Source organism: Thalassobaculum sp. (assembly GCF_965223715.1).
Lineage (GTDB): Bacteria > Pseudomonadota > Alphaproteobacteria > Thalassobaculales > Thalassobaculaceae > Thalassobaculum.
The window spans coordinates 469565-495782 of sequence record NZ_OZ245012.1 but is presented as its reverse complement, the minus strand read 5'-3'; the positions used below and the strand labels follow the sequence as shown (position 1 = coordinate 495782).

Here is a 26218-nt window from a genome sequence, read left to right as displayed (position 1 = left end):
CGAGCAGTCACGAGCGTGGGCCCCGGACTAAATCCGGGGAGTGGATGTGACCCAGGTGAAGTCATCCAACCGACAGGAGCGGATCGGAGATGGCCGGCCACGATCCTAACCGTGCTCCCCTCTTCCCTCAAAGCATTCCCCGGATTTGTTCCGGGGCAAACGCATGGGATCGCAAGGGCGTCGAGTGCTCGGCGTGAGCCTGGCCTCGCCCCGGAATAAATCCGGGGAGTGGATGTGACCCGGGTGAAGTCATCCAACCAACAGGAGCGGATCGGAGGTCGTCGGCCACCATCCCAACCGTGCTCACCTGTTCCCTCAAAGCACTCCCCGGATTTATTCCGGGGCAAGCGCACGGGATCGCAAGGGCGTCGAGTGCTCGGTGTGAGCCTGGCCTCGCCGCGAAATAAATCCGGGGAGCGGGTTGGGAGGTTGGTGTCAGCCGCAGAAAAGCGAACGGGCGGCAGCCTTGCCGGCTGCCGCCCGTCGGGTCTGCCCGCAATGCCGCTCCGGCGTTACGCCCGGAGCATCTCATTCTCGGGATCGTACGGGCTCTCCGGCACGATGCGGGCCGGGCGGAGTTCGCCCATCAGGCGGACCTGGCATTCGCGACCGATCTCGGCGAACTCGGTCTTCACATAGCCCAGCATCAGCGACTTCTTCACGTGGTGGCCGTAGCCGCCCGCCGTGCCGCGGCCGACCACCTCGCCGTCCATGAACACCGGCTCGTTGCCGAAGCTGTCGGCGTCCTCGGCGTCGATCTCCAGGGTGCAGTAGGTGTTCGGCACGCCCGCCTCCTGCTGGCGGGTGAGCGCGTCGCGGCCGACGAAATCGCCCTTGTTCAGGCGCACGAAGCGGTTCAGCCCGGCCTCAAGCGCTGAATTCTCGGCGTTCAGGTCGGTGCCCCAGAGCCGGTAGCTCTTCTCCAGGCGCATGCTGTCCATGGCGCGCAGGCCGACCAGGCCGATATCGAACTCGCGGCCCGCCTCCATGATCGCGTCGTAGAGATGCGCCTGGTACTCGATCGGGTGGTGCAGTTCCCAGCCGAGCGATCCGACGAAATTCACCCGCAGGGCGCGGACGTTCGGGCACCAGCCGACCGGGATGTCCTGCACGGTCAGCCAGGGAAACGCCTCGTTCGACACGTCGGCATCGGCCAGCTTCTCCAGTACCCTGCGGGCCATCGGGCCGGCCAGGACCAGCACGCCATACTGGGTGGTCAGGTCGGAGAGGATCACCGAGCCGTCGCGCGGCAGCTGCTTGGTGAGGAAATCCCAGTCGTAGTCGTGACCGGCACCCGGACCCACCAGGTAGAACCGCTCGCCGTACAGCCCGTCGGGCAGGCGCGAGATGGTGAATTCCGAGCGGATCGAGCCCGACGGGTTCAGCGCATGGCTGAGGCTCATGCGGCCGATCTTCTTCGGGATGATGTTGGCGACCATGTGGTCCAGCCAGGCCCGCGCCCCCGGCCCCTCGACCATGTACTTGGCGAAGGAGGACAGCTCCAGCAGGCCGACCCGCTCCCGCATCGCCGCCACCTCGTTGCCCACATGGGGGAACCAGTTGGAGCGGCGGAAAGAATACGCGTCCTTACGGGCGACACCCTCCGGCGCATACCAGTTCGGCCGTTCCCAGCCGAAGCGTGCGCCCCAGACCGCACCGGCGGCGTCCAGACGGCCGTGGATCGGCACGGTCTTGGCCGGACGGCCTGCCTCGCGCTCCTCCATGGGGAAGTGGTTGACGAAGACGTGCTCGTAGGCCTCCTCGTTCTTGATCTTGGCGAAGTTCTTGGAGACCACGCCGAAACGCCGGGGATCGACGCCGATCATGTCGACCGAGGGCTCACCGTCGACGATCCAGTTGGCGAGCTGCCAGCCGGCACCGCCCGCGGCGGTCACGCCGAAGCTGTGACCTTCCGACAGCCAGAAATTCGGCAGGCCGAAAGCCGGGCCGACCATCGGGTTGCCGTCCGGCGTGTAGGAGATCGGGCCGTTGACGATGTCCTTGATGCCCGCGCTCTCGAAGGACGGGACGCGGTTCAGGCAGGCCTCCACATGGGGCATCAGCCGCTCCAGGTCGCCCGGGAACAGGTCCTTCTCGAAGGTGGAGGGCACGCCGTCGACGAAGCAGGCCGGGGCGAAGCGCTCGTACGGGCCGAGGATCCAGCCCATGCGCTCCTCGCGGAAATAATACTGGCTGTCGGACTCGCGCAGCACCGGCAGCTCCGGATTCCCGGCCTCGCGATACGCCTTCAGGGTCGGGTCGACATCGGTGACGATGTACTGGTGCTCCACGGGAATCGCCGGGATCTGCAGGCCGACCATCAGCGCGGTCTGACGGGCGTAGTTGCCGGTGGCAGAGACGACATGCTCGCAGCAGATCGAGCCCTTGGTGGTGTGGACGATCCACTCGTTGTTGTCCCGCTCGATGCCGGTCACCTCGGTATGCTGGTGAATCGTGCCGCCATGCATCCGTGCACCCTTGGCGAGCGCCATGGTCACGTCGACCGGCGCGATATGGCCGTCGGTTGGGTGCCACAGGGCGCCGATCAGCCCCTCAGCGTTGATCAGCGGCCAGAGCTTCTTGATCTCGTCGACGCCGATCAGGTGGCATTCGACGCCGATTGTCTCGGCGGTGCACTGGTAGTTGCGGTACTCATCCATGCGGTCGCGGTTGGTGGCGAGCCGCAGGTTGCCGACGCCGTGGAAGCTGACGTCCTGGCCGGTCTCGGCCTCCAGGGTCTTGTACAGCTCGACCGAATATTGATGCAGCTGGCCGACCGAATAGCTCATGTTGAACAGCGGCAGCAGGCCGGCGGCGTGCCAGGTCGAGCCGGCGGTCAGCTCGGTGCGCTCCAGCAGCACGCAGTCCGACCACCCCTTCTTGGCGAGGTGGTACAGCGTGCTCACCCCGACCACGCCCCCGCCGATCACGACGACCCGAGCCGTATCCTTCATATCCGTCTCCCGCAACCGCACCGGGCACACGCCCCGTCACCGACATCGGGCCACTCGCCCGCCACGTGCGCAGAGTGCCGTTGATCGCAAAGGGCTCCCGACCCGTAGGCGACGGTCGCGTGTCGGATTTGCGGCAATGGCGCAGGGTTCCGCCGTTCCGGGGCCGGTTCTTTTCGCAGCGCAACGCCGCGCTTTACAGGCCGCGCAACGTTGTCTTAGGGTTTTATGAAACAAAGGGCGCGCAATGCCGTGCCGAACAGGGCGTGTTGCTTTAGGGAGGCGGCACGGCTCGAGTCTAGGGTGGCAAGGGGGACATGGCGGGAAAAAATACGCCGTTCGTCCAATTCGTAGAGGTCCAGAAAACGTACGACGGCGAGATCCTCGTCGTTAAAGACCTCAATCTCGATATTCAGGCAGGCGAGTTCGTTACGATGCTCGGTCCTTCGGGCTCCGGCAAAACGACTTGCCTGATGATGCTGGCGGGTTTCGAGACGCCGACCGAAGGGACGATCATGCTGGGCGGGCGCGAGCTGAATCACGTGCCGCCGCACAAACGCGGGATCGGGATGGTTTTCCAGAACTATGCCCTGTTCCCCCATATGACCGTGGCCGAGAACCTCGCGTTCCCGCTGCAGGTCCGCAAGATGTCCAAGGCGGATACCGAGGCGAAGGTGCAGCGGGCGCTCGACATGGTCGAGCTCGGCTCATTCGGCGGCCGGCGCCCGGGGCAGCTTTCCGGCGGCCAGCAGCAGCGCGTGGCCCTGGCCCGCGCCCTGGTGTTCGAACCTGATCTGGTGCTGATGGACGAGCCGCTCGGCGCGCTCGACAAGAACCTGCGCGAGCAGATGCAGTACGAGATCAAGCACATCCACGAGCAGCTCGGGATGACGGTCGTGTACGTGACCCACGACCAGTCCGAGGCGCTGACCATGTCGGACCGGATCGCCGTGTTCAACGACGGCAAGATCCAGCAGCTCGCCCCGCCGCCCGACCTCTACGAGCGGCCGGACAACGCCTTCGTCGCCGCCTTCATCGGCGAGAACAACCGCCTGCGCGGAACGGTGAAGGAAGTGAACGGCAAGAGCTGCACGGTCGATGTGGACGGCCACATCATCCAGGCACTGAGCGTCAATCACAGCGGCGTCGGCTCGAAGACGACCCTGTCGCTGCGCCCCGAACGGGTGGCGCTCGATCCGGAGCCTGGCTCCATGCCCAACGTGTTCGATGCGAAGGTCGAGGAACTGATCTACCTCGGCGACCACATCCGTACACGGGTGAGCACCTGCGGCGATGACGAGTTCATCGTCAAAGTGCCGAATTCCCACGCCCACGCGTCGCTGAGCCGCGGACAGCAGGTTCAGGTCGGCTGGGCCCTGGACGATTGTCGGGCGCTAGACGCCTGACCATCGCCATTCGGGAGTACGGGCCGGTCGCGACCCCCGTCCGGTCCACGAACACAAAGACTTCAGGGGCAGTCGCCGGAAACTTCCGGCACAACACAGGGAGACTTGTTCAATGAACCATCTATTGAAGTCGGCGGGAGTCGCGGCGGTCGCGCTTGCGGCGCTCGGCTACGCGGGGACCTCCTCCGCGGAGACCCTGACCATCGTGTCTTGGGGCGGCGCCTACACCAAGAGCCAGGTTGAGGCGTACCACAAGCCGTGGATCGAGAAGACCGGCGACACCATCAACTCCGAGGACTACAACGGCGGTCTCGCCGAGATCCGCGCCCAGGTCGAGGCCGGCAATGTGACCTGGAACCTGGTCGACGTTGAGCTGTCCGACGCGGTCCGCGGCTGCGACGAGGGCATCCTCGAAGTGCTGCCGACCGACGACCTGCCGGCCGGTGACGACGGCACCCCGGCGGCCGAGGACTTCATCGCCGGTACCGTGCACGAGTGCGCGGTCGGCACCATCGTCTGGTCGACGGTCTACGCCTACGACACGACCAAGTTCTCGACCGGTCCGACCACGGTCGCCGACTTCTTCGACCTGGAGAAGTTCCCGGGCAAGCGCGGCATGCGCAAGACCCCGAAGGCCAACCTCGAGTTCGCCCTGATGGCCGACGGCGTTCCGTCCGGCGAGGTCTACGACGTGCTGTCCACGCCGGAAGGTGTGGAGCGGGCCTTCGCCAAGCTCGACACCATCAAGGACGACACCATCTGGTGGGAAGCCGGCGCCCAGCCGCCGCAGCTTCTGGCCGACGGCGAGGTCGTGATGACCACCGCCTATAACGGCCGCCTGTTCAATGCGATCGTGAACGAGAAGAAGCCGTTCGAGATCGTCTGGGACGGCCAGGTGTGGGACATCGACCTCTGGGTCATCCCGAAGGGCGCGCCGAACATGGAGCAGTCCTGGGAGTTCATCAAGTTCTCCACCGATACCCAGCGCCTCGCCGACCAGGCGAAGTGGATCTCCTATGGTCCGGTCCGCAAGTCGTCCTTCGACAAGGTCCTGCCGGAGATGCAGCCGCACATGCCGACGGCGCCGGACAACTTCAAGAACCCGCTGCAGAACGATTTCGAGTTCTGGGCTGACTACGGCGACGAGCTGAACGAGCGTTTCAACGCCTGGCTCGCCAGCTAAGACCTTTCGGGGAGAGCGGTGCGCCGCTCTCCCCTCCCATTCATTCGTTTTGCACTTTTTCTCCCCGCTCGCCTGAGCGGCCGACATTCCGATTGCGGGAGATCCGGATGGCGCATGCTGTAGAAGAGGCAGGCCCGGCACGGCCCATGACGATGGCCGACGGTACGCCGCTGAAGGTGGCCCTGGCCCGAGCGACACGGCGCAGCAAGATCCGCGCCTTCCTGCTGGTCGCACCTCTGCTGCTGTTCATTCTGGTCACCTTCATCTTCCCGATCGTCGACATGCTCCTGCGCAGTGTCGACAACCCGGAGGTGAACGACGCCATCCCCCTGACCGTCGCTGAGCTCGAGAAATGGGACGGAGAGGGCCTGCCACCGGATGCGGTCTTCGGCGCCTTCATCCAGGAGATGGGCGACCGCAGCGAGGAGCAGCGCCGCAATGTCGGGCGGATGGGTGCCCGCCTGAACTATGAGGACGGCGGCTTCCGCTCCCTGATCAACAAGTCGCAGCGCGCCGCCGCCAAGATCCAGGACGGTCCGCTGCAGTTCGCGCTGGTCGGCTTCGACAAGGGCTGGGAGAACAAGGATACTTGGCCGACCCTGGACGCGCTGGCCGAGACGCCGGACTTCGCGGCCGTCCTGCCGCAGACCGCGGCCCAGCTACGCCAGTGGGAGACCGGTAACTCGCCCTTCGCCGAGAAGACGCCGAAGCCGGAGACCTATACCACCATCCTGTCGGAGCTGGCCTCCGCCAAGGCGGACGGGTCGCTTGGCCAACTGCTGCCGGTGGTGGCCGCCGAGGATGCCAAGCTCTCCAGGCTGCTGGAAAAGACCGCCACCCAGGCCGGCGAGATCCGCGACAACCCGCTGCGCTTCGCCCTGGTCGGCGTCGACGAGGCCTGGGGCGAACCGCGGACCTGGAAGATCATCAAGCAGGTCTCCTCGCCGATCACCTTCAGCTACTACCTGAACGCCGTCGACCGGACCTACGACGTCGAAGGCAACATCGTCATGCAGCCGGAGTGGAAACAGATCTACGTCCAGCTGTTCATGAAGACGATCTACGTCTCGCTGGGCGTGACCCTGGCCTGCCTGATCCTGGCCTATCCGATCTCATACCTGCTGGCCACACTGCCGCCGTCCAAGGGCAACCTGCTGCTGATCCTGGTGCTGCTGCCGTTCTGGACGTCGTTGCTGGTGCGCACGACCTCCTGGATCGTGCTGCTGCAGACCCAGGGCGTGATCAACGACACGCTGGTGTTCCTGGGGATCCTCTCGGACGATAACCGGATCGAGATGATCTACAACATGACCGGCACGATCATCGCCATGACCCACATTCTGCTGCCGTTCATGGTGCTGCCGATGTATTCGGTGATGAAGACGATCTCGCCGAGCTACATGCGCGCCGCCCGGTCGCTAGGGGCCAATCCGCTGATCGCCTTCGTGCGGGTGTACGTGCCGCAGACCGTGCCGGGCATCGGCGCCGGCTCGATCCTCGTGTTCATCCTGGCCATCGGCTACTACATCACCCCGGCCCTGGTCGGCGGCCAGGACGGCCAGCTGATCTCCAACTTCATCGCCTATCACATGCAGAAGTCGCTGAACTGGGGCCTGGCGGCCGCGCTCGGCACGATCCTGCTGGCCGGCGTGCTGGTGATGTACTGGCTCTACGACCGCCTGGTCGGCATCGACAACATGAAGCTCGGCTGAGCGGAGGGACAGCGACATGGCAATTCCCAGCTACGCGGGTCCCCTGGAGCGGGTCTGGTACTACCTGTATCGGCTCATTTGCGCGGCGATCTTCTTCTTTCTGATCATCCCGATCCTTGTGATCATCCCGCTGTCCTTCAACGCGGAGCCCTACTTCACCTTCACGCCGGAGATGCTGCGGTTCGAGGCGGAGGCGTTCTCGCTGCGCTGGTACGCCGACATCGTGAACAACGACCAGTGGCTCCATTCAATCAAGAACAGCTTCATCATCGGCATCGCCTCCACCCTGGTGGCGACCACGCTCGGCACCCTCGCCGCACTCGGTCTGTCCCGGGCGGAGCTGCCGGCCAAGAGCCTGCTGATGGGCATCCTGATCTCGCCGATGATCGTGCCGCTGATCATCACCGCGGCGGCCATGTTCTTCTTCTACTCGGCCCCGTTCGGTACCGAGTTCGCCTTGGCCCAGACCTATGCCGGCGTGATCCTGGCCCATGCCGCGCTCGGCACGCCCTTCGTGGTCATCACCGTGACCGCGACCCTGGTGGGCTTCGACAAGAACTTGATCCGGGCGTCAAACAGTATGGGCGCCGACATGCCGACCACCTTTTTCAAGGTGATCATGCCGCTGATCCTGCCGGGGGTTATCTCGGGCGCCCTGTTCGCCTTCGTCACCTCGTTCGACGAGGTGGTCGTGGTGCTGTTCATGGCCGGGTTCGAGCAGCGCACCATCCCGCGGCAGATGTGGGCCGGCATCCGCGAGCAGATCAGCCCGACGATTCTCGCCGTGGCGACCCTGCTGATCATCATCTCGACCCTGCTGCTGGCGACCATCGAACTCCTGCGCCGGCGCAACGAGAGAATGCGTGGCGTGACCTACTGACGGTGTTTTCGCGAATCATTCGCAACAAGACACTGGACAATCGCGTGGCGAAGGATCATATCAAAGGTCCAACGCCACGCCTGGAGGCAGGGGCATGTATCGCGACAATTCACTCGTTCCCAAGGAAGCCATCCGTCTCGCCGCACTCGGCCTGCTGGCGGAGGGCGATCGGGTCTATAGCGACCTGTCCGCCGAGGTTCGGGAATTCGCCGCGCGCATCGTCGGCCCGTCCCTCGACCTGCTCGGCACCTCCATCGAACTGCTGAAGTTCGAGGGCCTGATCGAAGCGGTTCCCGGCCAGGGGTCAGGCGACAACGCCCTGCTCCGTCTCAGCAACGAGGGGCGCGAGGCGCTGATGGGGTATCTGACCTCGCCGCTGCGGCCGGGCGTGTCCGACCTGAACAAGCTGGTCCTCGCCCTCAAGCTGCGCTTCATCGACCAGCTCGATGCCGAAGGCCGGGGCGAACAGCTCCACGCCCTGGAGGTCATGTACCAGGGCGAGCGTGCCCGTCTCGCCGATCTCGCCGCCCATGAGGAATGGGGCGGCGGCCTGCTGGACGACTGGCTGGGCCATGAGATCGACCAGATCGACCGCCGCATCGAGTGGGTGCGCGGGCTGCGGGGCTAACGCTCGCTGAGCAGTAGGCGCAAGCCGAGCAGGCCGAACGCAGCGGCAAATCCGTATCTCAACACTTTCATCACCGACGGCTTCGCCAGGACATAGGTTCTGGCCGCCGACGCGCACAGTCCATAGAGGACGAAGACCGCAAAGGTCATCGCCATGAAGACCGCGCCCAGAGCCAGGATCGAGAGCGCAGGGGCGGCTGTATCTGCCGGCAGGAACAGCGGCAGGAAGGCCAGGAAGAACAGTGTCAGCTTGGGGTTCAGCAGGTTGAGCAGGATGCCGCTCAGGATGATGCGGTGCGCCGGCCTGCCCTCCCGTTCCGACGTCACCTCCAGCGCCCCGCCGTCCCGCAGCGTGCCCCAGGCCATGTAGAACAGATAGGCGACCCCCAGCAGCTTCACCGCCTGGAACGCCACGGCGCTGGAATGCAGCAGGGCCGCCAGACCGACCGCACAGGCGATCAAATGCGGCACGATGCCGAGGGTGCAGCCGAAGGCGGCGATCACGCTCGCCCGGCTGCCGCGTCCCAACCCATAGGCCAGGGTGTAGATCACGCCCGTCCCCGGCATCAGCACCACCACCAGGGATGTCAGCAGGTATTCGGGCGTCAGCGCCGGGGCCAGTGCTGACAGCAGGGTTTCGTGCATCAAGATCCGTCTCCTCTCATCGGCTCGAGAAGCCGGTAGGAGAGCCGGTGCCCCGCCCCTCGGTCTTGAAGGAAGTTGCAGCGCCGTCAGGCGGCCGCGTAGGCGCCGGGCGAATAGCCAAAGGTGCGGGTGAAGAGCCGCGTCATGTGGCTCTGATCCGCAAAGCCGCACGCCGCCGCCGCGTCCGCCAGCGGCAGTCCCTCGCGGATCCGGCGGCGCGCCAGTTCGATCCGGCGGCGCAGCAGATAGGCGTGCGGGGTGAACCCGGTCGCCCGGGCGACCCCGCGCACCACCTGAAACCGGCTGAGCCCGGCCGCCTCGGCCAGATCCCGCAGGCCGAGGGGTGCGCTCGGATCGTCGTCCATCAGCGCCAGGGCCCGGCCGATGCCGGGCGCAATCCCCCGTGCCGCCCGTTCACCCAGCATGCCGAGTAGCGGTGCCAGCGCGAGGAGGCTCCGCTCCTCGCTCTCCAGGCTGTCACCGGTCGGGCCTGCCCGGTGGATCGCGGCGATCATCGCCGAGACCCTTGCCGCGATCCGCGGGTCGGTGACCACGGGTGCGGTGAACTCGCAGCCGGTCACGGCCTCGCCGTCCCGTCCCTCGGCCAGCGTCGCCAGCCGGGCGGGGTCGAGATACAGCATGGACCAGCGCCGTCCGCCGCCCACCGGCGCGCCGTCATGGATCTCGCCCGGATTGACCGTGATGACGTTGCCCGCCTCGGCCTCGACCTGCCCGCGGCCGCTGGCGGAGATCTGGGCGCCGTCGAGGATCACGCCGATGCCGAACTGGTCGTGGCAATGGCGCGGGAAGCTGCGGTCGGTATCGGCCAGCACCGCGTCCACCCCATCGATGACGTTGCGGCGGATCCTGACCGTGCTGCCGCGTCCCACCGGATGCTCCCTAGGCGGCCGCCGTCTTGCCGGACGCCCGGCCCAATGCCTGGCGGATGAAACCGGCGATCCAGGCGCCCATCGCCTCGTGGTCGAGCGTCTTTTCCAGCGACTTCTTGCCGGCGGCGAAGACCTCCGCCCCGACCCGCTGTTCGCGCAGGTCCAGCAGGCGGTTGACGATGGGGATATTCATCTCCGGATGGCCCTGGAAGGTCAGGATCCGGTCGCCGATGCGCAGCATGGCGTTCGGGCAGAACTCGGTGCCGGCCAGCACCACCGCGCCCTCCGGCGCCTGGACCACCTGGTCCTGGTGGCTGACCACGACGTTCGGGGTGTCGGGGCCGTCCGCCATCCAGGCTTCGCGCTTCTGCAGCGGATGGGTATGCACGCCCATGCCCCAGCCCTTCTCCGACTTCACCACCTTGCCGCCAAGTGCCTGGGCGATGAGCTGGTGGCCGAAGCAACCGCCGACCAGCACCTTTCCGGCGGCGGTCGCATCGCGCACGAACTGCTCGGCCCGCCGGATCCAGTCGAGATCCTCGTAGACTCCATGCGGGCTGCCGGTGAAGACATAGACGTCGTAGTCCTCGACCGAGGCAGGGAAGGTGCCCTCGATGATCATCGAACCGGTGATCGTCGCCTCCGGCAGATGCGGCGACAGAAGGCGGCGGAACATCTCCAGATACGAGTCCATCACGTCGGCGAGGTCCGGCCCGACATGGGCGCATACCATCACGCAGATCCGCATCGTCTTCAGGCTCCCTGGATCAAATCACGCTCAGATGGAAACATCTGGTCGTGATTTGATCCATCTTTAATAGGTTAGAGAACGATTCACGGTTCAGATCGATTCGATCTGAACCGATCGTGCTCTAGAGGATGTGCTGGCCGCCAGTCACGAAGATTTCGGTGCCGGTGACGTAGGAACTATCCTCGCTGCACAGGTAGTAGATGGCGCCGGCCACGTCCTTGGGCTCGCCCAGCTTCTGCAGCGGGATGCGCGGGATCAGCACCTCGGTCTCCGGCGACAGCATGGCGGTCTCGATCTCGCCGGGCGCCACCGCGTTCACCCGCACGCCGAGCTCGGCGAACTCGTTGGCCATCTCGCGGGTCAGGGCCGACAGGGCCGCCTTGGAGGTGGAATAGGCCGAGCCGGCGAAGGGGTGGATCTCATGCCCGGCGATGGAGGTGATGTTGACGATCGCCCCCTTGCCCTTGTGCAGGGAGGCGGCAAAGCCGCGCGCCAGTTTCAGGGGCGCGAAGAAATTCACCTCGAACACCCGGTGCCAGGCTTCCAGGTCCCCATTCAGCACGCCGAGCCGTTCCTTGTAGGCGGATTTCGGCGACCAGCCGGCATTGTTGACCAGGGCATGCAGCGGCCGGTCGCCCAACCACTCGTTCGCCTCGTCGATGAAGGCGTCCAGGCTCTTGGGATCGGAGAGGTCGGCGGAGATGTGCCATGCCCGATCGGGATCGCGCAGGCACTCGGCCGGCGGCGCGTCGCGCGAGCAGGTCAGAAGCCGCCACCCGCGGCGCACGAAGATCTGGACGGTGGCGTGACCGATACCCCGGCTCGCCCCGGTGAGCAGCATGAGCTTTGAATCGTCTGACATGGGGCGGAGCCTAGCTCCAACCGGCGTCTCCGTCACCCTTCACGAGAGGAGATCCGGGCGATCGTGGGAACCGGACCGGGGCCGCTTCCGTTGCCCCAACACCCCGTCACGCAACCGTCATTCTTCGCACTGCCGATCCATCGGCAGCACACAGGGGAAGGAAATCTCGTGCAGGATCTCTGGCCGGCCCTCGCCGACTTCGCCAACAGCGAGACCGCCATGTACGCGCAGCGGCTGGGGCTTGCCCTGCTGCTGGGCATGATCATCGGCCTGGACCGGGAACTCCACCGCAAGCCCGCCGGCCTGCGCTCGCATATGCTGGTGTCGCTCGCGTCGGCGGCCTTCGCGCTGATCGCGATGGAGATCGTCGACTCCGTGGGCGACTGGGACGACCATGTGCGCATCGACCCGACCCGCGTGCTCGAGGCCGTGGTCACCGGCATCGCCTTTCTCGGCGCCGGCGCCATCATCCGCAACAAAGGCGAGGTCGAAGGAATCACCACCGGCGCCAGCCTGTGGCTGACCGGCGCGCTCGGCGTCGCCTGCGGTGTCGGCCAGCTCTATCTCGCCGGTATGACCACGGTGCTCGGGGTGATCGTCCTGGCGGTGGTCGGTCTCATCGAGCGGCGCGCTCAACGACGCAGGGGCTCAACCGAGACGGATTGAGCCCCTGCGTGGTCGGCGGGCCGGCGGGGATCAGCGGACGCTGACGACCCGGAAGGTATGCTGTTCGCCGTCGTGTTCGGTGATCGACACGTATTCGCCCTCGACGAAGTGGTGACGGTCGAACTTGAAGATCGCCTCGTCCTCCTCGTCTTCCTCATGGGTGAGGCCGTCGTAGTGGAACAGCCAGCGATTGCCACGGCGGTGGACGAGATGCCCGGTCTCCTCGGCCGCCCCGTCCCAGAACCGGCGGAAGGTGCAATCGCCGCGCACCTTAGACCAGGCATCCTGGTCGAGCGAACCGTCCGCCGTCAGCGGTGCCTTGAACTCGTAGCCACGGGCGGAGCTGCCCTCGGGAAACTCGGGGCCGCGGGCCAGCTCCAGGCGAATGGTTCGCACAGTCATTCCAGTCATTCCTCCGGTTTATTGGTTCTTATCGGGCCAGCATCATGGGCACCGAACCGTCGGTCAAGGCGTCGTCCGTGACGCCGCCCATCACGAATTCACGCACCCGGCTGTGGCTGTAGGCGCCGATCAGGATCAGGTCGGCCTTCTGCTTGCCGGCCTCGACTTCCAGCGTTGCGGCAACGCCGGCCTTGTCCATCTCAGCCTTCACCGCCTCGGCCTTCACCCCGTTCGCCCGCAGGGTATCCGCCAGCGGCTCGGGGTCGGCCGACACGTCGCCGTCATCGACCGTCACGACGACCACCTTGCCGGCCTGAGCAAGCAGCGGCATGGCCATCGACACCGCGCGGGCCGCCTCGGCCGAGCCATTCCAGGCCACCAGGATCGTGGTGGCGATGCTCTCCAGCTCGGCGTCGGGAACGACGATGATCGGCCGCCCGGCCTCCATCACCGCCACTTCGAGGAGGGCCGCGCGATCCGGGCTCACCTCCCGCGGGGCACGGGCGCAGATCACCACGTCGCTGACCCGCTCGGCGGCCACTTCGACCCCGGGCACCGGGCCGACCAGCTCGTCGAAGGCGGCGCTCAGGCCGCTGGCCCCGGGCGCCGCACCGACATTGGCACCGACTGCAGCCGCCCAGTCGTCGAAGGTCTTGCGGGCTTTGACCGCCTGTTCCTTGGAGCCCTTCTCGGCGGCCGCCATGACCTCATCGATCATCGCCGCACCAAATCCTTCACCGACGATCGGCAGGACATCGCGCGGATCGCGGCGCAGGACGCGCGCATCGACAAAGCCGCCCGATGCGGCCAGCAGCTTTCCTGCCGCATCCAGGGCCGCGCGGTCGCCAAGCTCACCAAGCAGCGGAACGAAGATCCGTTTCATCTCATGCCTCCATGGCCGGTAGTCGATCGGGCGGACGCCCTCTCGTATGTGGAGGCTAGGTCAGGCTATGCAAACCGACCTTGATACAGATCAAGCGACAGACGCGATGTGGCCAACCTTAGGGGAACAGCCGCTGCACGCTCCATGGCTGGCCTTCCGCCTGGCGGGTGAAGACGAAGCGGTCGTGCAGCCGGAACGGCCCGTCATGCCAGAACTCGATGCGCATCGGCGACAGACGGTAGCCCGACCAATAGGGCGGACGCGGCACCGCCTCGCCCGGGTATTCGGCGCTGAACCGGTCGACCGACTGCATCAGCGTCGCCCGGTCGGCAAGCGGACGCGACTGCTGCGATGCCCAGGCGCCGATCCGGCTGTTGCGCGGCCGGCTGTCGTAATAGGCGTCGGCCTCGGCCGCGGTCACGGGGGTGACGGCGCCTTCGAACCGCACCTGGCGGCGCAGGGACTTCCAGTGGAACAGCAGGGCCGCAAACGGGTTCACCGCAAGCTGCAATCCCTTCTGGCTCTCGGTGTTTGTGTAGAAGACGACGCCGTGCTCGTCGTAGTCCTTCATCAGCACGATCCGGGCGGACGGGCGCCCGTCGGAGCCGGCGGTCGCCAGGGTCATCGCATTGGCGTCGTTGACCTCGCTGGCCTCCGCCTCGGCGAACCAGAGCCGGAACTGCTCGAAGGGGTCGTCCGTCTGGGGTTCGAAAATGGCCTTGTCGTCGCTCATCGTCACGTCCCTTCCGTGCACGTATCCGGCCTTCAATATGGCGAGACGCACGCCATATCCAGTGCCGAATATCCGAGAACGGCGTCTCGGCGATGGAATATCGCCGTGAAAAATACGGTTGTGGGAACCGACGGATTGTCGCGGCCGTTACGTTACAGCTTCGAGTTCCGCGATCTCCGTCGCCCGAGGGCACAGCGCCCCGGCGATGGATGGGGAATTCAGGGGAATCAGTCCGGCCGGAACGCGCCGGGCTCATGCGAAAGGTAAGAAGATCATGTTCCGCAAGACCGCACTCGTCTCCGCCGTTGCTCTCAGCCTGGGCCTTGCTGCCTGCGCGGACACCGGGGCCAAGCAGACCGGTGGCGCCGTGCTCGGCGGCCTCGGCGGCGCCGTTGCCGGCTCCCAGTTCGGCCAGGGCAAGGGCCAGCTCGCCGCCGTCGCCGCGGGTACGCTGCTCGGCGCGCTGATCGGCAGCGAAGTCGGCAAATCGCTGGATCGCGCCGACAAGGCGGCCCTGGCGTCCACCACCCAGTCGACCCTGGAGAACCAGCCGAGCGGCAGCAGCTCGACCTGGAGCAACCCCGATTCGGGCAATTACGGCACCGTCACGCCGACCCGCACCTACCAGACCAACAGCGGTCAGTACTGCCGCGAGTACTCGCAGACGATCAATGTCGGCGGGCGCACGGAAGAGGCCTTCGGCACGGCCTGCCGCCAGCCGGACGGCACTTGGAAGGTGGTCAACTGACGTCGGTCTTCCGACCCCCTTTACAAAGTCTTGATCCGAGACGACCTCTGATCGGACACTCACCCTTCGAGTGTCCTTGCGAGGTATCTGCGGCAATGGAACGGCCAGCGGCCAGGTTCCCCATCATGTTGATCGTTCATCCGTCGGCGGGAGTCGGCGGATGAGCGATCCGTACAAGGTTCTCGGCGTCAGCCCCTCGGCCACCCAGGACGAGGTCAAGGCCGCCTACCGAAAGCTCGCCAAGAAATACCATCCCGACCTGAACCATGGCGACGAGGCCGTCGCGCGCAAGTTCCAGGAGGTGAGCTCGGCCTACGACCTGCTCGGCGACCCGACGAAGCGCAAGAAATACGACCGTGGCGAGATCGATCCTGAAGGGCGCGAACGCCGCGGCCGCGGCAGCTTCTGGTCCAAGGGCTGGAAGTCTCGCAGCGGCTATACCGGCGGAAGCACGGGCGGATCGGGCCGCAGCAGCACCTTCGATTTCGACGACACGTTCGATGGCGACGGCAGCGGCGACCCGATAGAAGAGATCCTGAAGCAGTGGCGCACCGGACGCACCGGCGCCGCCGGCGGATCCTCGGCCGGCGATTCCGGCACCCGCGCCTCGCCACGCCGCAACTCCCAGGACCTGCGCTACCGGCTGAAGGTCCCGTTCGTGGAGGCGGTGGCGGGCATAAAGAAGCGGGTGACGCTGAGCGACGGCAAGGTGGTCAACCTGACCATTCCGGCCGGGACCGAGGATGGCACGGTGCTGCGGCTGAAGGGCCAGGGCAAGCCGGGCAGCGGCGCCCTGCCCGCCGGCGACGCCTATCTGGAACTCAATGTCGAGCCGCATGCCCATTTCACCCGGGAGGGCGACGACATCCTCCTCGACCTGCCAATCACCCTGCAGGAGGCCATTCTGGGGGCCAGCGTCACCGTGCCGACGGTGCACGGCTCGGTCTCCCTGAAGATCCCGAAGGGCTCCAACGGCGGCAAGCGCATGCGCCTACGGGGCAAGGGCGTGCCGGCCAAGGGCGACGGCGAGCCGGGCGACCAGTACGTCACCCTGCGGGTCATGCTCCCGGACAATCCGGACGCGGAGCTGACCCAGTTCATCGAGAAATGGGGTGCGACCCACGCCTACAACCCGCGCAAGTCCTTGGGCTGAGGCCGCCGACTATTCCGCCGACAGGGTGCCGTCGCCGCGCGGGCGCATGGTGATCACGCCCTTGGCTTCCCACTCGGGCGCCCGGTCCCGTATGGACTGGTCGATGACGTCGGCCAGCGACACCCCGAGCAGCCGGTCCTCGGCGTCGGCCAGGTCGCGCAGCAGGGAGGGGACCGGTCCGAGCCGGCCGTCCAGCACCCGGGTCATCATCTTGTTCTGCTCCAGCTTGCGCACCAGGCCGAGCGTAACGCCAAGGTCACGGGCCAGTTCGGCCACCGTGGCGTGCCGCAGGTCCCGCGTCAGGCTGTAGTTGTCCTCGTCGGTCGCCGCGACATAGCCGGTCGACCGCAGGTCCTCTATGACCGAATCCCGGGCATCGAGCGGCAAGGCGTCGGCCAGGGATTCCGCGTCGACCGCGCCGCCGGTCCGCGCCTTGGCGGAGATCACCGCCAGCAGCGCCACCGCCGCCTCCAGCCGCAGGGCCGGCGACAGGGTCGCCGTCACCCCCGGGATGCGCGAACGCCACCACTCGGGGAACGACGCCGCGAAGACGGCACCGAACAGCACGATGGTCCAGGCCAGGTAAAGCCAGATCAGGAAGATCGGCACCACCGCCACGGCGCCATAGATCGTCTGATAGGTCGGGAACGACGTCAGATACCAGCGGAAGCCCCATTTCAGCAGTTCCAGGGCGATGCCGCTGACCGCGCCGCCGATCAGTGCGTCGCGGAACTGGACCTGGCGGGCCGGCACCAGCATGAACATCACGGTGAAGGCGGCGGTCTGGATGAGCGCCGCGAAAAGCCGGTTGAAGAAGCCGAGCTTGCCGGTCAGGTCGATCGGCATCACCTCGGCCCCCTCCCAGGCAAACCGCTGGATCGCGACGAACATGTCCGAGGTGAGCGAAAAGCTGGCGGCCAGCAGCAGCGGGCCCAGGGTCAGCATGGTCCAGAAGATGAGCAGCCGCGAGACGACGGGCCGGCTGCGCTGCACCCGCCAGATCCGGTTGAACGTGGCCTCGATCATCGCCAGCAGCAGCACCGCCGACACGCCCAGCGCCACCACCCCGACCGCGGTCAGGTTGGTCGTGTTCTCGGTGAAGTCGGCGATATAGCTGCGGACCTCATAACCGACTTCCGGCACCAGGTTCTCGAACAGCATCGCCTCGAACCGGTCCTGGATCGCCTCGAAGGCCGGGAAGGCGGAGAAGATGGCGAAGGCGATGGCCAGCAGCGGCACCATGGCCAGCAGCGAGGTGTAGGTCAGCGCGCCGGCGGACTGGGCCCCCTGATCGGCGTAGAACCGGCGCACGGCGTAATACACGTAGTTCCCGATATCGACCGCGATTCGCGTGGCGCGATGGACCTTCCAGTGGTCGAGCCGGCTGGAAGCCTTCTTCTTGTCCGGTGATTCCATGGGGTCATCCTAACACGACGTGGGCATTGGTGCGCTTGCTTGCGGGTGAGGATCGTTGGTGTAGGATGCGTCACTGCATGCTGATTGGCGATATCGAGGACTAAATGACTAAAGATCCCCGCATTATGGCGGGCAAGCGCGGCCTGATCATGGGCGTGGCCAACGACCGTTCGATCGCCTGGGGCATTGCAAAGGCGGCCGCCGACCAAGGCGCCGAGCTTGCCTTCACCTATATGGGCGAAGCGCTGGAGAAGCGGGTGCGCCCGCTGGCCGACCAGGTCGGCAGCACGCTGGTTGAGGCCTGCGACGTCAATGACGATTCCAGCGTCGACCGGGTCTTCGCACGCATCGCCGACACCTGGGGCAGCCTCGACTTCCTCGTCCACGCCATCGCCTATTCCGACAAGGACGAGCTGAAGGGCAAGTACCTGGACACCTCGCGCGACAACTTCCGGCGCACGATGGACATCTCCTGCTATTCGTTCACCTCCGTCGCCAAGCGCGCAGCACCGCTGATGAAGGAGGGCGGAAGCCTGCTGACCCTCACCTATTACGGCGCCGAGCGGGTGATGCCGCATTACAACGTCATGGGCGTGGCCAAGGCGGCGCTGGAGGCCAGCATCCGTTACCTAGCCGTGGACATGGGTGACCAGGGCGTGCGCGTCAACGGCCTGTCCGCCGGCCCGATGAAGACGCTCGCCGCCTCTGGCATCGGCGATTTCCGCTATATCCTGAAGTGGAACCAGTACAACTCGCCGCTGCGCCGCAACGTCACCCTGGAGGATGTCGGTGGCGCCGGCGTCTATCTGCTGTCGGACCTGTCGACCGGCGTGACAGGCGAGGTTCACCACGTCGACTGCGGCTACAACATCGTCGGCATGAAGGCGGTGGACGCGCCCGACATCTCCGTCGTCTGACCGGGATCGGGGATAGGCACAATGGCCAGCAACGGTTTCGGCCAGATCTTCCGGGTCACCACCTGGGGTGAGAGCCACGGGCCCGCGATCGGCTGCGTGATCGACGGGGTGCCGCCGCGCATCCCGCTGACCGAGGCCGACATCCAGCACGATCTGGACCGCCGCAAGCCGGGCCAGTCGCGCCACACCACCCAACGCCGCGAGCCGGACGAGGTGGAGATCCTGTCCGGCGTGTTCGAGGGCCAGACCACCGGCACGCCGCTCTCCCTGGTGATCCACAACCAGGACCAGCGCTCCAAGGACTACGGCGAGATCAAGGACCGCTACCGGCCGGGCCACGCCGACTACACCTACGACGCCAAGTACGGGATCCGCGACTATCGCGGCGGCGGGCGCTCCTCGGCGCGCGAGACCGCCATGCGGGTCGCCGCCGGTGCCGTGGCCAAGAAGATCCTGGCCCGCCGCCTGGGCAACGCTTTCTCCGTGCGCGGCGCGCTGGTGCAGATCGGCCCGCACGGCATCGACCGGTCGCGCTGGGACTGGGCCGAGGTGGAGAACAATCCGCTGTTCTGTCCCGACCCGGTCGCGGCCGCCGAGTGGGAGAGCTTCCTGGACGGCGTGCGCAAGCAGGGTTCCTCCGCCGGGGCGGTGATCGAGACCGTGGCGACCGGCGTGCCGGCGGGCCTGGGCGAGCCGGTCTACGGCAAGCTCGACACCGACCTTGCGGCGGCGATGATGAGCATCAATGCGGTCAAGGGCGTGGAGATCGGCGACGGATTCGCTGCCGCCGCCATCCCCGGCCACGAGGCCTCCGACGAGATGCGGATGCAGGACGGCAAGCCGGTCTTCACCTCCAACCATGCCGGCGGCATCCTGGGCGGCATCTCCAGCGGCCAGGACGTGGTGGTGCGTTTCGTGGTGAAGCCGACCTCCTCCATCCTCACCCCGCGCGCCTCCATCGACCGCTTCGGTCAGGAGGTGGAGGTGGTGACCAAGGGCCGCCACGACCCCTGTGTCGGCATCCGCGCGGTCCCGGTCGGCGAGGCGATGATGGCCTGCGTCCTGCTCGACCACCTGATGCGCCACGAAGCCCAGGTCGGGCCGATCGGGTGAGCCGGCCGCGGCCGCTCACCGCATTCGACAGGCCCCGCCTGCAGACCTAGACTTCCGCAATTGGTTCCGTCACCGGTCGAGCCCCCATGCGTCGTTTCATCGTCGGATTTTTCGCCACCATCGGCGCCCTCTGCCTTGTCCTGCTGATCGGAGCGGTCGCCGCCGGGTTCTGGGTCGCGGACGGGTTCCGGGCCGAGGAGCCGCTGCCGGAGCGGATCGTGTTGCAGCTCGATTTCGGCGGGCCGATCGACGAGGCGCCCCTGCTGCCGGAACTGAGCGGTCTGCTGGACGAGAGCGCACCGCTGTCGATGATCGACTATGTCGACGCGCTCGACCGAGCGGCGGCCGACGACCGGGTGACCGGGCTGTTCGCCGACCTCTCCAACCTCTCCCTCGGTCTCGCCCAGGCGCAGGAGCTGCGGGCCGCCGTGTTCCGCTTCCGGGCCGCCGGCAAGACCGCCATCGCCTTCGCCGACAGCTTCGAGAGCGGCGAGAACGGCCCCTACTACCTCGCCAGCGCCTTCGACCGGATCTGGCTGCAGCCCTCCGGCCTGCTCGCCCTGACCGGCCTGCAGCTCGAGTTCCCTTTCGCCGCCGGTCTGCTCGACCGGCTCGGTCTGCGCGCCGAGTTCGAGCAGCGCTACGAGTACAAGGGGGCCGCCAGTGCGGCCACCGAACACCACATGCCCCGGGCGGTGCGCGAGAACATGACCCGGGTCGCGGAATCCCTGTTCGGGCAGGTGATCAGCGGCATCGCCACCGCCCGGCGGCTGGGCGGCGGCTCGGTCCAGGCGGTGATCGACCGCGGCCCGCTGCTGGCGACGGAATCCGTCTCCAACGGCCTGATCGACAGCCTGGGTTACCGCGAGCAGGCACGGGCCATGCTGGAGGGGGAGAGTGTGGGCGCGGGCCGGTATCTCTCCGGCGCCGGCAGCCCCTACGAGGACGGCACCCGGATCGCCCTGGTGCATCTGGATGGCGCCATCGTCCGCGGCGACAGCCAGGGCCTGCTGGACCGCGACAACGCCGCTTCCGGCCCGATCGTCGCCGCCCTGGACGACGTCCGCGCCGATCCCGACGTGAAGGCCCTGATCCTGCGGATCTCCTCCCCCGGCGGCAGCTATGTCGCCTCTGACACCATCCGCCACGCGGTGGAGCGGGTGCGCGAGAGCGGTCGGCCGGTGATCGTCAGCTTCGCGGATGTGGCCGCCTCGGGCGGCTATTTCGCCGCGCTCGGGGCCGACCACATCATCGCCCACCCCGGTACGCTGACCGGCTCCATCGGCACGCTGGGCGGCAAAATCAGCGCCGAACAGCTCCTGCGCGACTGGGACATCAACATCGGCCGGATCAGCATCGGCGCGAATGCCGGCATGTTCTCGCCGACCGAGCCGTTCACCGACAGCCAGCGCGACCGGCTGCGCCGCCTGCTGGACGCGGTCTATGCCGACTTCACCGGCCGGGTGGCCGCCGCCCGCCGGTTGTCGGCCGACGAGATCGACGCGCTGGCCCGCGGCCGGGTCTGGACCGGCGAGGATGCGCGTCGGGTCGGCCTGGTCGATGCGGTCGGCGGCTATGCCGAAGCCATGCAGCTCGCCCGCAACGCCGCCGGGATCGCGCCGGACGAGCCGGTGGAACGCGTGCGCTTCCCGCAGGAGGAGGAGCCCTGGGAGCGGTTGATCGAGCTGGTGCGCGACCGCGACTTTATGGCCTCCCTGCAGGTCCTTGCCGGGCTCGCCCGCCATGCGCATATCCTGGGCGAGAGGCTCGAGATGATCGGCGTGGACGCGGCCGGCAGCGGCGGACGTATCCAGACCCGGGCGCCCGGTCTCGTGGTACAATAGGGGCTGGGGACGCCCCTCGGGGACGACAAGGATCGGTCGGCGATGTGCGGGCCGGTCCAGGGAGAGAGACCGCCATGACCCGGATTTTCTTGGTTGCAACCTTGCTGGCGCTGGTCGCCGGTGTGCCGATCCTGTCCGCCCCCGCCCTGGCGGAGACCGACTCCACCAAGGAGCGCAAGGAAGAGCAGAAGCAGCGCGACAAGGAACACAAGCAGTTCAACCGCGAGATCCAGTACCGCCGAGTGGTCGGCCCGAACATTCTGCCGATCGGGCCGTTCTCGATCTCGGTCTTCGTGCAGGGCCAGCCGCTGGAAGCGCGCCTCCGGGTGGCCATCGAGGCCAAGGACGTGCAGGCCAAGACCACCCTGGATGCCCAGAAATGGGCGGTGAACGGCATCGTCTACCCGCTGGCGGTTAAACTCTATGAGAATGGCCGGCCGAACCGGGAACAGATCGAGCTGTTCAAGATGGAAGCCCAGACCCAGCTCTCCGAACGCTATCCGGACATGGTTCAGGCGGTCTATATCGAGTCGCTGATCTAGCGAACGACCAGCCTAGCCGGGTAGCCGTCAGGTCTGAATTCCGAACATCTCCGCGGTGGCTCGGATCGCCCCGGGCAGGCGGTCCTCGAAGCCCTGGAACCAGGGCTGGCGCTGCAGGTCGTCGGCATCCCGGATCGAACCCAGGGTCCGGCCGCGTGACGGGTCGCTCTCCATCGTTCCCATGGCCGACTTGATCAACCGGGCCAGCGGAACCTCGCTGTCCAAGGCACCGGCCGCATTGCCGCCACGCGGCATGCTCCATTCATAGGAGACCTGGACGGAAGCCCGCGCGGAAGCCCAGGCAACCGTGCTCTTCTCCTCGTCGCTCACCTTGTCCAGGAAGGACATGGCCGCCGTCATTCGTGCCGGCGTGTCGTCGGGATAGGGATCGACGAAGGCCCCCCTCTCGCTGGTCGGCCCGGAATAGAGGCCCATCGCCAGGCCCTGCTGCTGCAGCATGATGTTGCGGGCGATGTCCTGCTCCTCCTCGCTGAACAGCTCCTCGGCGTTGCTGGCGACGGCGTTCAGGGAGCGGCGATCCAGATCCACCATCAGGGTGTACCAGTCGCGGCCCTCGAAACTGTCGTAGTCGAAGGGCTCGCCCTCCGCCGCCATCGCCTCGTATCTGGCGTCCATGCGGGCGCGGGCATCGGCGGCGACCTCCGCCTGGCTCAGGCCGGAGGAACTGCCCGCCTGCCCCGGATCGGCGACCGCCGCCGCCAGTGCAGTGGCCGGCTCCCCGTCGCGGGTCGGGAAGAATCGGGCGTAATAGGAGGCCGGATCGCTGTCGCGCAGGGCCAGGCTCTGGGCCTGGGGCGACAGCTTCACCAATACCGCGGCAGCGTCCTGTCCGGGCGCCTGCCCCTGAGCTCCCGTCTGGTTGAGCCTCTGAGACCCCGTATCGGCGTCGCGCAGCAGGCGCGCCATGCTCGCGTAGGCGGCGTTTCCGCCATAGACAGATGAAATGGTCACGTTGACCTCCCGTTCCGAAATCCGTTGGTCGGTGCTGTCCGGAACGGACGCAAGCGTCATGCCACTTGGAATTGTACGGGTATAGCGGGCTTGCCGCGCGGGTCAGGCTGGCCGTCGGCACATGCCGGGTCGGCAGAGTCTACCGCTCAGACGGGATTGCCGGGCGGCCTATCGGCCGAGGGCGACGATGTCGCAGAACGGGGAGTGGCGGGAGACGACCTGCTCGTCGGCCCGCTCCAGGATATCGGCCTGGGCGGTGTGGAAGCCCTGGCGCTGGAGCAGGCGGACCACCTCGATGATGTAGTCGGTGTCGGAGCGCAGTTCCCCCTCCTCCAGCAGCGCCCGGCACAGCGTCGTGCCGAACTCCGTCAGGCGGATGCAGGACAGCACGAGCTGCTTGTCCGGGTGGTCGTGGGTGATGCGCAGCGCCTTGTCGGCATAGAGCAGGTTGGTGGAGAACCGGTCCTCGCGTTGGCTTTGGAAGACCCGGTTGAGATCCCGGTTGGTCCGGATCAGCCCGTACTCCTCCAACAGCAGCATGTCGTCGGAGGTCAGGTCCTTGCCCTCGAAGAAGGACGGCTCCAGCCGCACCACGAAATTGTTCACCGCGAAGGCGGACAGCCGGCGGAACACCGCCAGGATGGTCTTGGAGAGGCTCGGCAGGCGGACCAGCACGCCACAGGGCACGGCCCCGGGCCGGCGCACCTCCTGGACCAGCAGCCGGGCCCAGAGCCGGGCGAATTCGGGATCGGCGGTATCGGCCGCATGGGTGAAGAAGGTGGCGGCCCAGTCCTGATCCGGGGCGCCGTCGACCACCTCGTCGGGCAGGATGCGCAGAGCGCGCTGCAGGATGGCCTCGATGTTACGCTGGCGCCGGCTTTCCACATGGTCCAGCCGCTCGGAGATCCGGCTGGCGAAGCCGTCATCGCCGGCAAGGTCGCCGCGGTGAAGCTGCAGGCCGCGGACCCAGTCCCGTTGGGCGGCGCCGAGGGCGGCGACGACCATCTCGTTGAGCCGGGCGAGGGCCGGCGCGGTCGAGGGACCGGCCGGCTTCGGCAGGCCGAGCGGCGGGCGCGCCGGTTCCGTACCGTCGGGATCAGGGGCACTTGGCCCGGCCTGGGTGCCCATGTGAGGGCCAGCCGGGGGCTGATCACCGCCGAGTGTGCTCATCGTCACCTCTCCCACCAATGGGCCGTCGATCCCCCGATCAGGGAAAGCGTATCACAGACGGCGCGCGGAAATCAGGAACTCGATATTGCCCTCCGGCCCGGTGATCGGGGACTGCACGATGCCGTCGATCTGCCAGCCGCCGATGCCGTCGAGCCAGGCCCGGATATCGTCGCAGACGGCGGCGTGGACATCCGGGTCGCGCACCACCCCGCCCTTGCCGACCTGCGCGCGTCCCGCCTCGAACTGCGGCTTGATCAGCGCCACCAGACGGCCGCCGGGCCGCACCATGCCGATCGCCGCCGGCAGCACCGTCTTCAGCGAGATGAAGCTGGCGTCGCAGACCACCATGTCCACCGGCTCCGGCACATGCTCGGCGGTCAGGTGGCGGGCGTTGGTCTTCTCCAGCACGATGACCCGGTCGTCGTTGCGCAGCTTCCAGGCGAGCTGGCCGTGGCCGACATCGACCGCATAGACCTTGGCCGCCCCGCCCTGGATCAGCACGTCGGTAAAACCGCCGGTCGACGCGCCGACGTCGATGGCCACCGCACCCGCCGGATCGATGGCGAAATGCTCCAGCGCATGGGCGAGCTTCAACCCGCCGCGCGAGACCCAGGGGTGATCCTGGCCGCGCACCTCCAGGGCGATGTCCTCGGCCACCTGCTGGCCGGCCTTCTCCATCTTGCGCTCGCCGGAGAACACCTTGCCAGCCATCACCAGGGCCTGGGCCCGGGTGCGGGACTCCACAAGCCCCCGGTCGACGAGAAGCTGGTCGAGGCGCCGTTTCATCGCGGGTTGATCGCCGTGTCTGTCATGTGCGCCACCTTACAGATCCCGGACGCCGGGGCCAGCCCGGCGATGCCGCGGGCGCGCACAGGACGCGCAGCCACCTGCCCCATTTCGTCCAGAACCGGCCACCGCTCTGCCGCGTTGCCAGGATACCGGTAACGATGAACCAGTGCGGGAGGGTTGGGGCGATCGCCGATCGGAACGACACAAAGAGATCCGGCGGCCTCGGCGGCTTCCTGGCCCGCGCCACCCTGCCCTTGCTCGGGCTCGCCCTGCTGGCGGCGGCCGTCCACGGTATTCTCCTGCGCTTCCCCCTGCCGACCCAGCACCTGCCGTTCAAGCCGCTCGACCTGGAACGGCCGATCGGGCTCGCCACCGGCCTGCAGCTCGCCGGGCTCAAGGGCAACCTGGATCAGTGCCTGGGCGTGATCGGCACCTCGGCCCTGGAGGTCCGGTCGATCCCGCCGCGCAAGACCGGGGAGTTCTGCGGCTTCACCGACGCGGTGCAGGTCCTGCAATCGACCGTGCCCTATTCCGGACCGGTGCGGCTCACCTGCCCGATGGCCGCCGGTCTCTACCTGTGGGAGCGCGAGGTGGTCGCCCCGGCGGCCGAGAAGCATCTGGGCAGCCGGGTGGTGCGGATCGACCATCTGGGCACCTATTCCTGCCGGCGCATCGGCGGCGGAACGACCGGCCGTCCGAGCGAGCACGCCACCGCCAATGCCATCGACATCGCCGGCTTCCACCTGGAGGACGGCCGCCGCATAACCCTGCTGGCCGACTGGTCCGGCGGCAGCGAGGCGGAACAGGCCTTCCTGCGCGACGTGCGCGACGGCGCCTGCGACCTGTTCCGCGTGGTCCTGGGACCGGAATACAACGCCGCCCACCGGGACCACTTCCATTTCGACATGGGCCGATTCGGGGTGTGCCGGTGACAGGTCGGGGCGTCGCCGCGCGCCGCTGTCG

Annotated in this window: 25 protein-coding genes; 13 read left to right on the top strand and 12 right to left on the bottom strand. The window is 67.1% G+C overall.

Annotated features, from left to right (window positions below; genetic code table 11):
• Nucleotides 1-512 precede the first annotated feature (512 nt).
• A complete protein-coding gene (locus ACOQOP_RS02355; protein ID WP_420564712.1) occupies nt 513-2954 on the bottom strand; it encodes a GcvT family protein in 2442 nt (813 codons plus the stop codon).
• Nucleotides 2955-3268: 314 nt separating this feature from the next.
• On the opposite strand from ACOQOP_RS02355, the gene ACOQOP_RS02350 reads away from it, so the two are divergent.
• From ACOQOP_RS02350 to ACOQOP_RS02330, 5 genes are all read left to right on the top strand, one after another.
• Entirely contained in the window at nt 3269-4357 is a 1089-nt protein-coding gene (locus ACOQOP_RS02350) for an ABC transporter ATP-binding protein (protein WP_420564711.1), read from the top strand.
• Nucleotides 4358-4469: 112 nt separating this feature from the next.
• The gene (locus ACOQOP_RS02345) at nt 4470-5540 is read left to right on the top strand and encodes an ABC transporter substrate-binding protein (RefSeq protein WP_420564710.1); all 1071 of its coding nucleotides are present in this window, start codon (nt 4470-4472) and stop codon (nt 5538-5540) included.
• A gap of 107 nt (nt 5541-5647) precedes the next feature.
• On the top strand, nt 5648-7252 hold the full coding sequence (locus tag ACOQOP_RS02340) for an ABC transporter permease (protein WP_420564709.1): 1605 nt from the start codon (nt 5648-5650) through the stop codon (nt 7250-7252).
• A 16-nt stretch (nt 7253-7268) separates the two neighbouring features.
• Nucleotides 7269-8132 (top strand): ABC transporter permease, encoded by an 864-nt coding sequence (locus ACOQOP_RS02335; RefSeq protein ID WP_420564708.1) that lies wholly within the window; start codon nt 7269-7271, stop codon nt 8130-8132.
• Between the two features lie 94 nt (nt 8133-8226).
• Nucleotides 8227-8760, top strand: coding sequence for a hypothetical protein (locus ACOQOP_RS02330; RefSeq protein ID WP_420564707.1), 534 nt, complete (start codon nt 8227-8229; stop codon nt 8758-8760).
• Here ACOQOP_RS02330 and ACOQOP_RS02325 read toward each other — a convergent pair.
• The 4 genes from ACOQOP_RS02325 to ACOQOP_RS02310 form a co-directional block, all read right to left on the bottom strand.
• Nucleotides 8757-9404 (bottom strand): LysE family translocator, encoded by a 648-nt coding sequence (locus tag ACOQOP_RS02325; protein WP_420564706.1) that lies wholly within the window; start codon nt 9402-9404, stop codon nt 8757-8759. The genes ACOQOP_RS02330 and ACOQOP_RS02325 overlap by 4 nt on opposite strands.
• A gap of 86 nt (nt 9405-9490) precedes the next feature.
• Nucleotides 9491-10294 carry an AraC family ligand binding domain-containing protein gene (locus tag ACOQOP_RS02320; RefSeq protein WP_420564705.1) on the bottom strand — a complete coding sequence of 268 codons (804 nt, stop codon included), beginning with the start codon at nt 10292-10294 and terminating at the stop codon, nt 9491-9493.
• Between the two features lie 10 nt (nt 10295-10304).
• Nucleotides 10305-11042: a glutamine amidotransferase-related protein gene (locus ACOQOP_RS02315; RefSeq protein ID WP_420564704.1), complete on the bottom strand. Its 738-nt coding sequence runs from the start codon at nt 11040-11042 to the stop codon at nt 10305-10307.
• A gap of 124 nt (nt 11043-11166) precedes the next feature.
• Nucleotides 11167-11907 carry an SDR family NAD(P)-dependent oxidoreductase gene (locus ACOQOP_RS02310; protein ID WP_420564703.1) on the bottom strand — a complete coding sequence of 247 codons (741 nt, stop codon included), beginning with the start codon at nt 11905-11907 and terminating at the stop codon, nt 11167-11169.
• A gap of 168 nt (nt 11908-12075) precedes the next feature.
• Between ACOQOP_RS02310 and ACOQOP_RS02305 the strand changes: the two genes are divergently transcribed.
• Nucleotides 12076-12573 carry an MgtC/SapB family protein gene (locus ACOQOP_RS02305; protein WP_420564702.1) on the top strand — a complete coding sequence of 166 codons (498 nt, stop codon included), beginning with the start codon at nt 12076-12078 and terminating at the stop codon, nt 12571-12573.
• A 30-nt stretch (nt 12574-12603) separates the two neighbouring features.
• On the opposite strand, the gene ACOQOP_RS02300 is transcribed toward ACOQOP_RS02305, so the two are convergent.
• The 3 genes from ACOQOP_RS02300 to pdxH form a co-directional block, all read right to left on the bottom strand.
• Nucleotides 12604-12975 (bottom strand): hypothetical protein, encoded by a 372-nt coding sequence (locus ACOQOP_RS02300; RefSeq protein WP_420564701.1) that lies wholly within the window; start codon nt 12973-12975, stop codon nt 12604-12606.
• Between the two features lie 28 nt (nt 12976-13003).
• Nucleotides 13004-13858 (bottom strand): universal stress protein, encoded by an 855-nt coding sequence (locus ACOQOP_RS02295; RefSeq protein WP_420564700.1) that lies wholly within the window; start codon nt 13856-13858, stop codon nt 13004-13006.
• A gap of 118 nt (nt 13859-13976) precedes the next feature.
• Nucleotides 13977-14591, bottom strand: a complete 615-nt coding sequence (gene pdxH / locus ACOQOP_RS02290) for a pyridoxamine 5'-phosphate oxidase (RefSeq protein WP_420564699.1) — start codon at nt 14589-14591, stop codon at nt 13977-13979.
• A gap of 274 nt (nt 14592-14865) precedes the next feature.
• On the opposite strand from pdxH, the gene ACOQOP_RS02285 reads away from it, so the two are divergent.
• Nucleotides 14866-15339 carry an RT0821/Lpp0805 family surface protein gene (locus ACOQOP_RS02285; RefSeq protein WP_420564698.1) on the top strand — a complete coding sequence of 158 codons (474 nt, stop codon included), beginning with the start codon at nt 14866-14868 and terminating at the stop codon, nt 15337-15339.
• Between the two features lie 160 nt (nt 15340-15499).
• Complete coding sequence (locus tag ACOQOP_RS02280) at nt 15500-16492, top strand: DnaJ C-terminal domain-containing protein (RefSeq protein ID WP_420564697.1); 993 nt, start codon at nt 15500-15502, stop codon at nt 16490-16492.
• 9 nt (nt 16493-16501) lie between these two features.
• Here ACOQOP_RS02280 and ACOQOP_RS02275 read toward each other — a convergent pair whose 3' ends face one another.
• On the bottom strand, nt 16502-17908 hold the full coding sequence (locus ACOQOP_RS02275; protein WP_420564696.1) for a YihY family inner membrane protein: 1407 nt from the start codon (nt 17906-17908) through the stop codon (nt 16502-16504).
• A 104-nt stretch (nt 17909-18012) separates the two neighbouring features.
• Here ACOQOP_RS02275 and fabI point away from each other — a divergent pair, with 104 nt between their 5' ends.
• The 4 genes from fabI (at nt 18013) to ACOQOP_RS02255 (ending at nt 22324) form a co-directional block, all read left to right on the top strand.
• On the top strand, nt 18013-18825 hold the full coding sequence (fabI, locus tag ACOQOP_RS02270; RefSeq protein WP_420564695.1) for an enoyl-ACP reductase FabI: 813 nt from the start codon (nt 18013-18015) through the stop codon (nt 18823-18825).
• A 21-nt stretch (nt 18826-18846) separates the two neighbouring features.
• A complete protein-coding gene (gene aroC / locus ACOQOP_RS02265; protein WP_420564694.1) occupies nt 18847-19938 on the top strand; it encodes a chorismate synthase in 1092 nt (363 codons plus the stop codon).
• Nucleotides 19939-20024: 86 nt separating this feature from the next.
• A complete protein-coding gene (sppA, locus tag ACOQOP_RS02260; RefSeq protein WP_420564693.1) occupies nt 20025-21782 on the top strand; it encodes a signal peptide peptidase SppA in 1758 nt (585 codons plus the stop codon).
• Nucleotides 21783-21856: 74 nt separating this feature from the next.
• Nucleotides 21857-22324: a hypothetical protein gene (locus ACOQOP_RS02255; RefSeq protein WP_420564692.1), complete on the top strand. Its 468-nt coding sequence runs from the start codon at nt 21857-21859 to the stop codon at nt 22322-22324.
• Nucleotides 22325-22351: 27 nt separating this feature from the next.
• On the opposite strand, the gene ACOQOP_RS02250 is transcribed toward ACOQOP_RS02255, so the two are convergent.
• From ACOQOP_RS02250 to ACOQOP_RS02240, 3 genes are all read right to left on the bottom strand, one after another.
• Nucleotides 22352-23296 (bottom strand): hypothetical protein, encoded by a 945-nt coding sequence (locus ACOQOP_RS02250; protein ID WP_420564691.1) that lies wholly within the window; start codon nt 23294-23296, stop codon nt 22352-22354.
• Nucleotides 23297-23464: 168 nt separating this feature from the next.
• Nucleotides 23465-24466, bottom strand: a complete 1002-nt coding sequence (locus ACOQOP_RS02245) for a DUF2806 domain-containing protein (protein ID WP_420564690.1) — start codon at nt 24464-24466, stop codon at nt 23465-23467.
• Nucleotides 24467-24517: 51 nt separating this feature from the next.
• The gene (locus tag ACOQOP_RS02240; RefSeq protein WP_420564689.1) at nt 24518-25252 is read right to left on the bottom strand and encodes a TlyA family RNA methyltransferase; all 735 of its coding nucleotides are present in this window, start codon (nt 25250-25252) and stop codon (nt 24518-24520) included.
• A 161-nt stretch (nt 25253-25413) separates the two neighbouring features.
• On the opposite strand from ACOQOP_RS02240, the gene ACOQOP_RS02235 reads away from it, so the two are divergent.
• Nucleotides 25414-26187, top strand: a complete 774-nt coding sequence (locus ACOQOP_RS02235; protein ID WP_420564688.1) for an extensin family protein — start codon at nt 25414-25416, stop codon at nt 26185-26187.
• Nucleotides 26188-26218 lie beyond the last annotated feature (31 nt).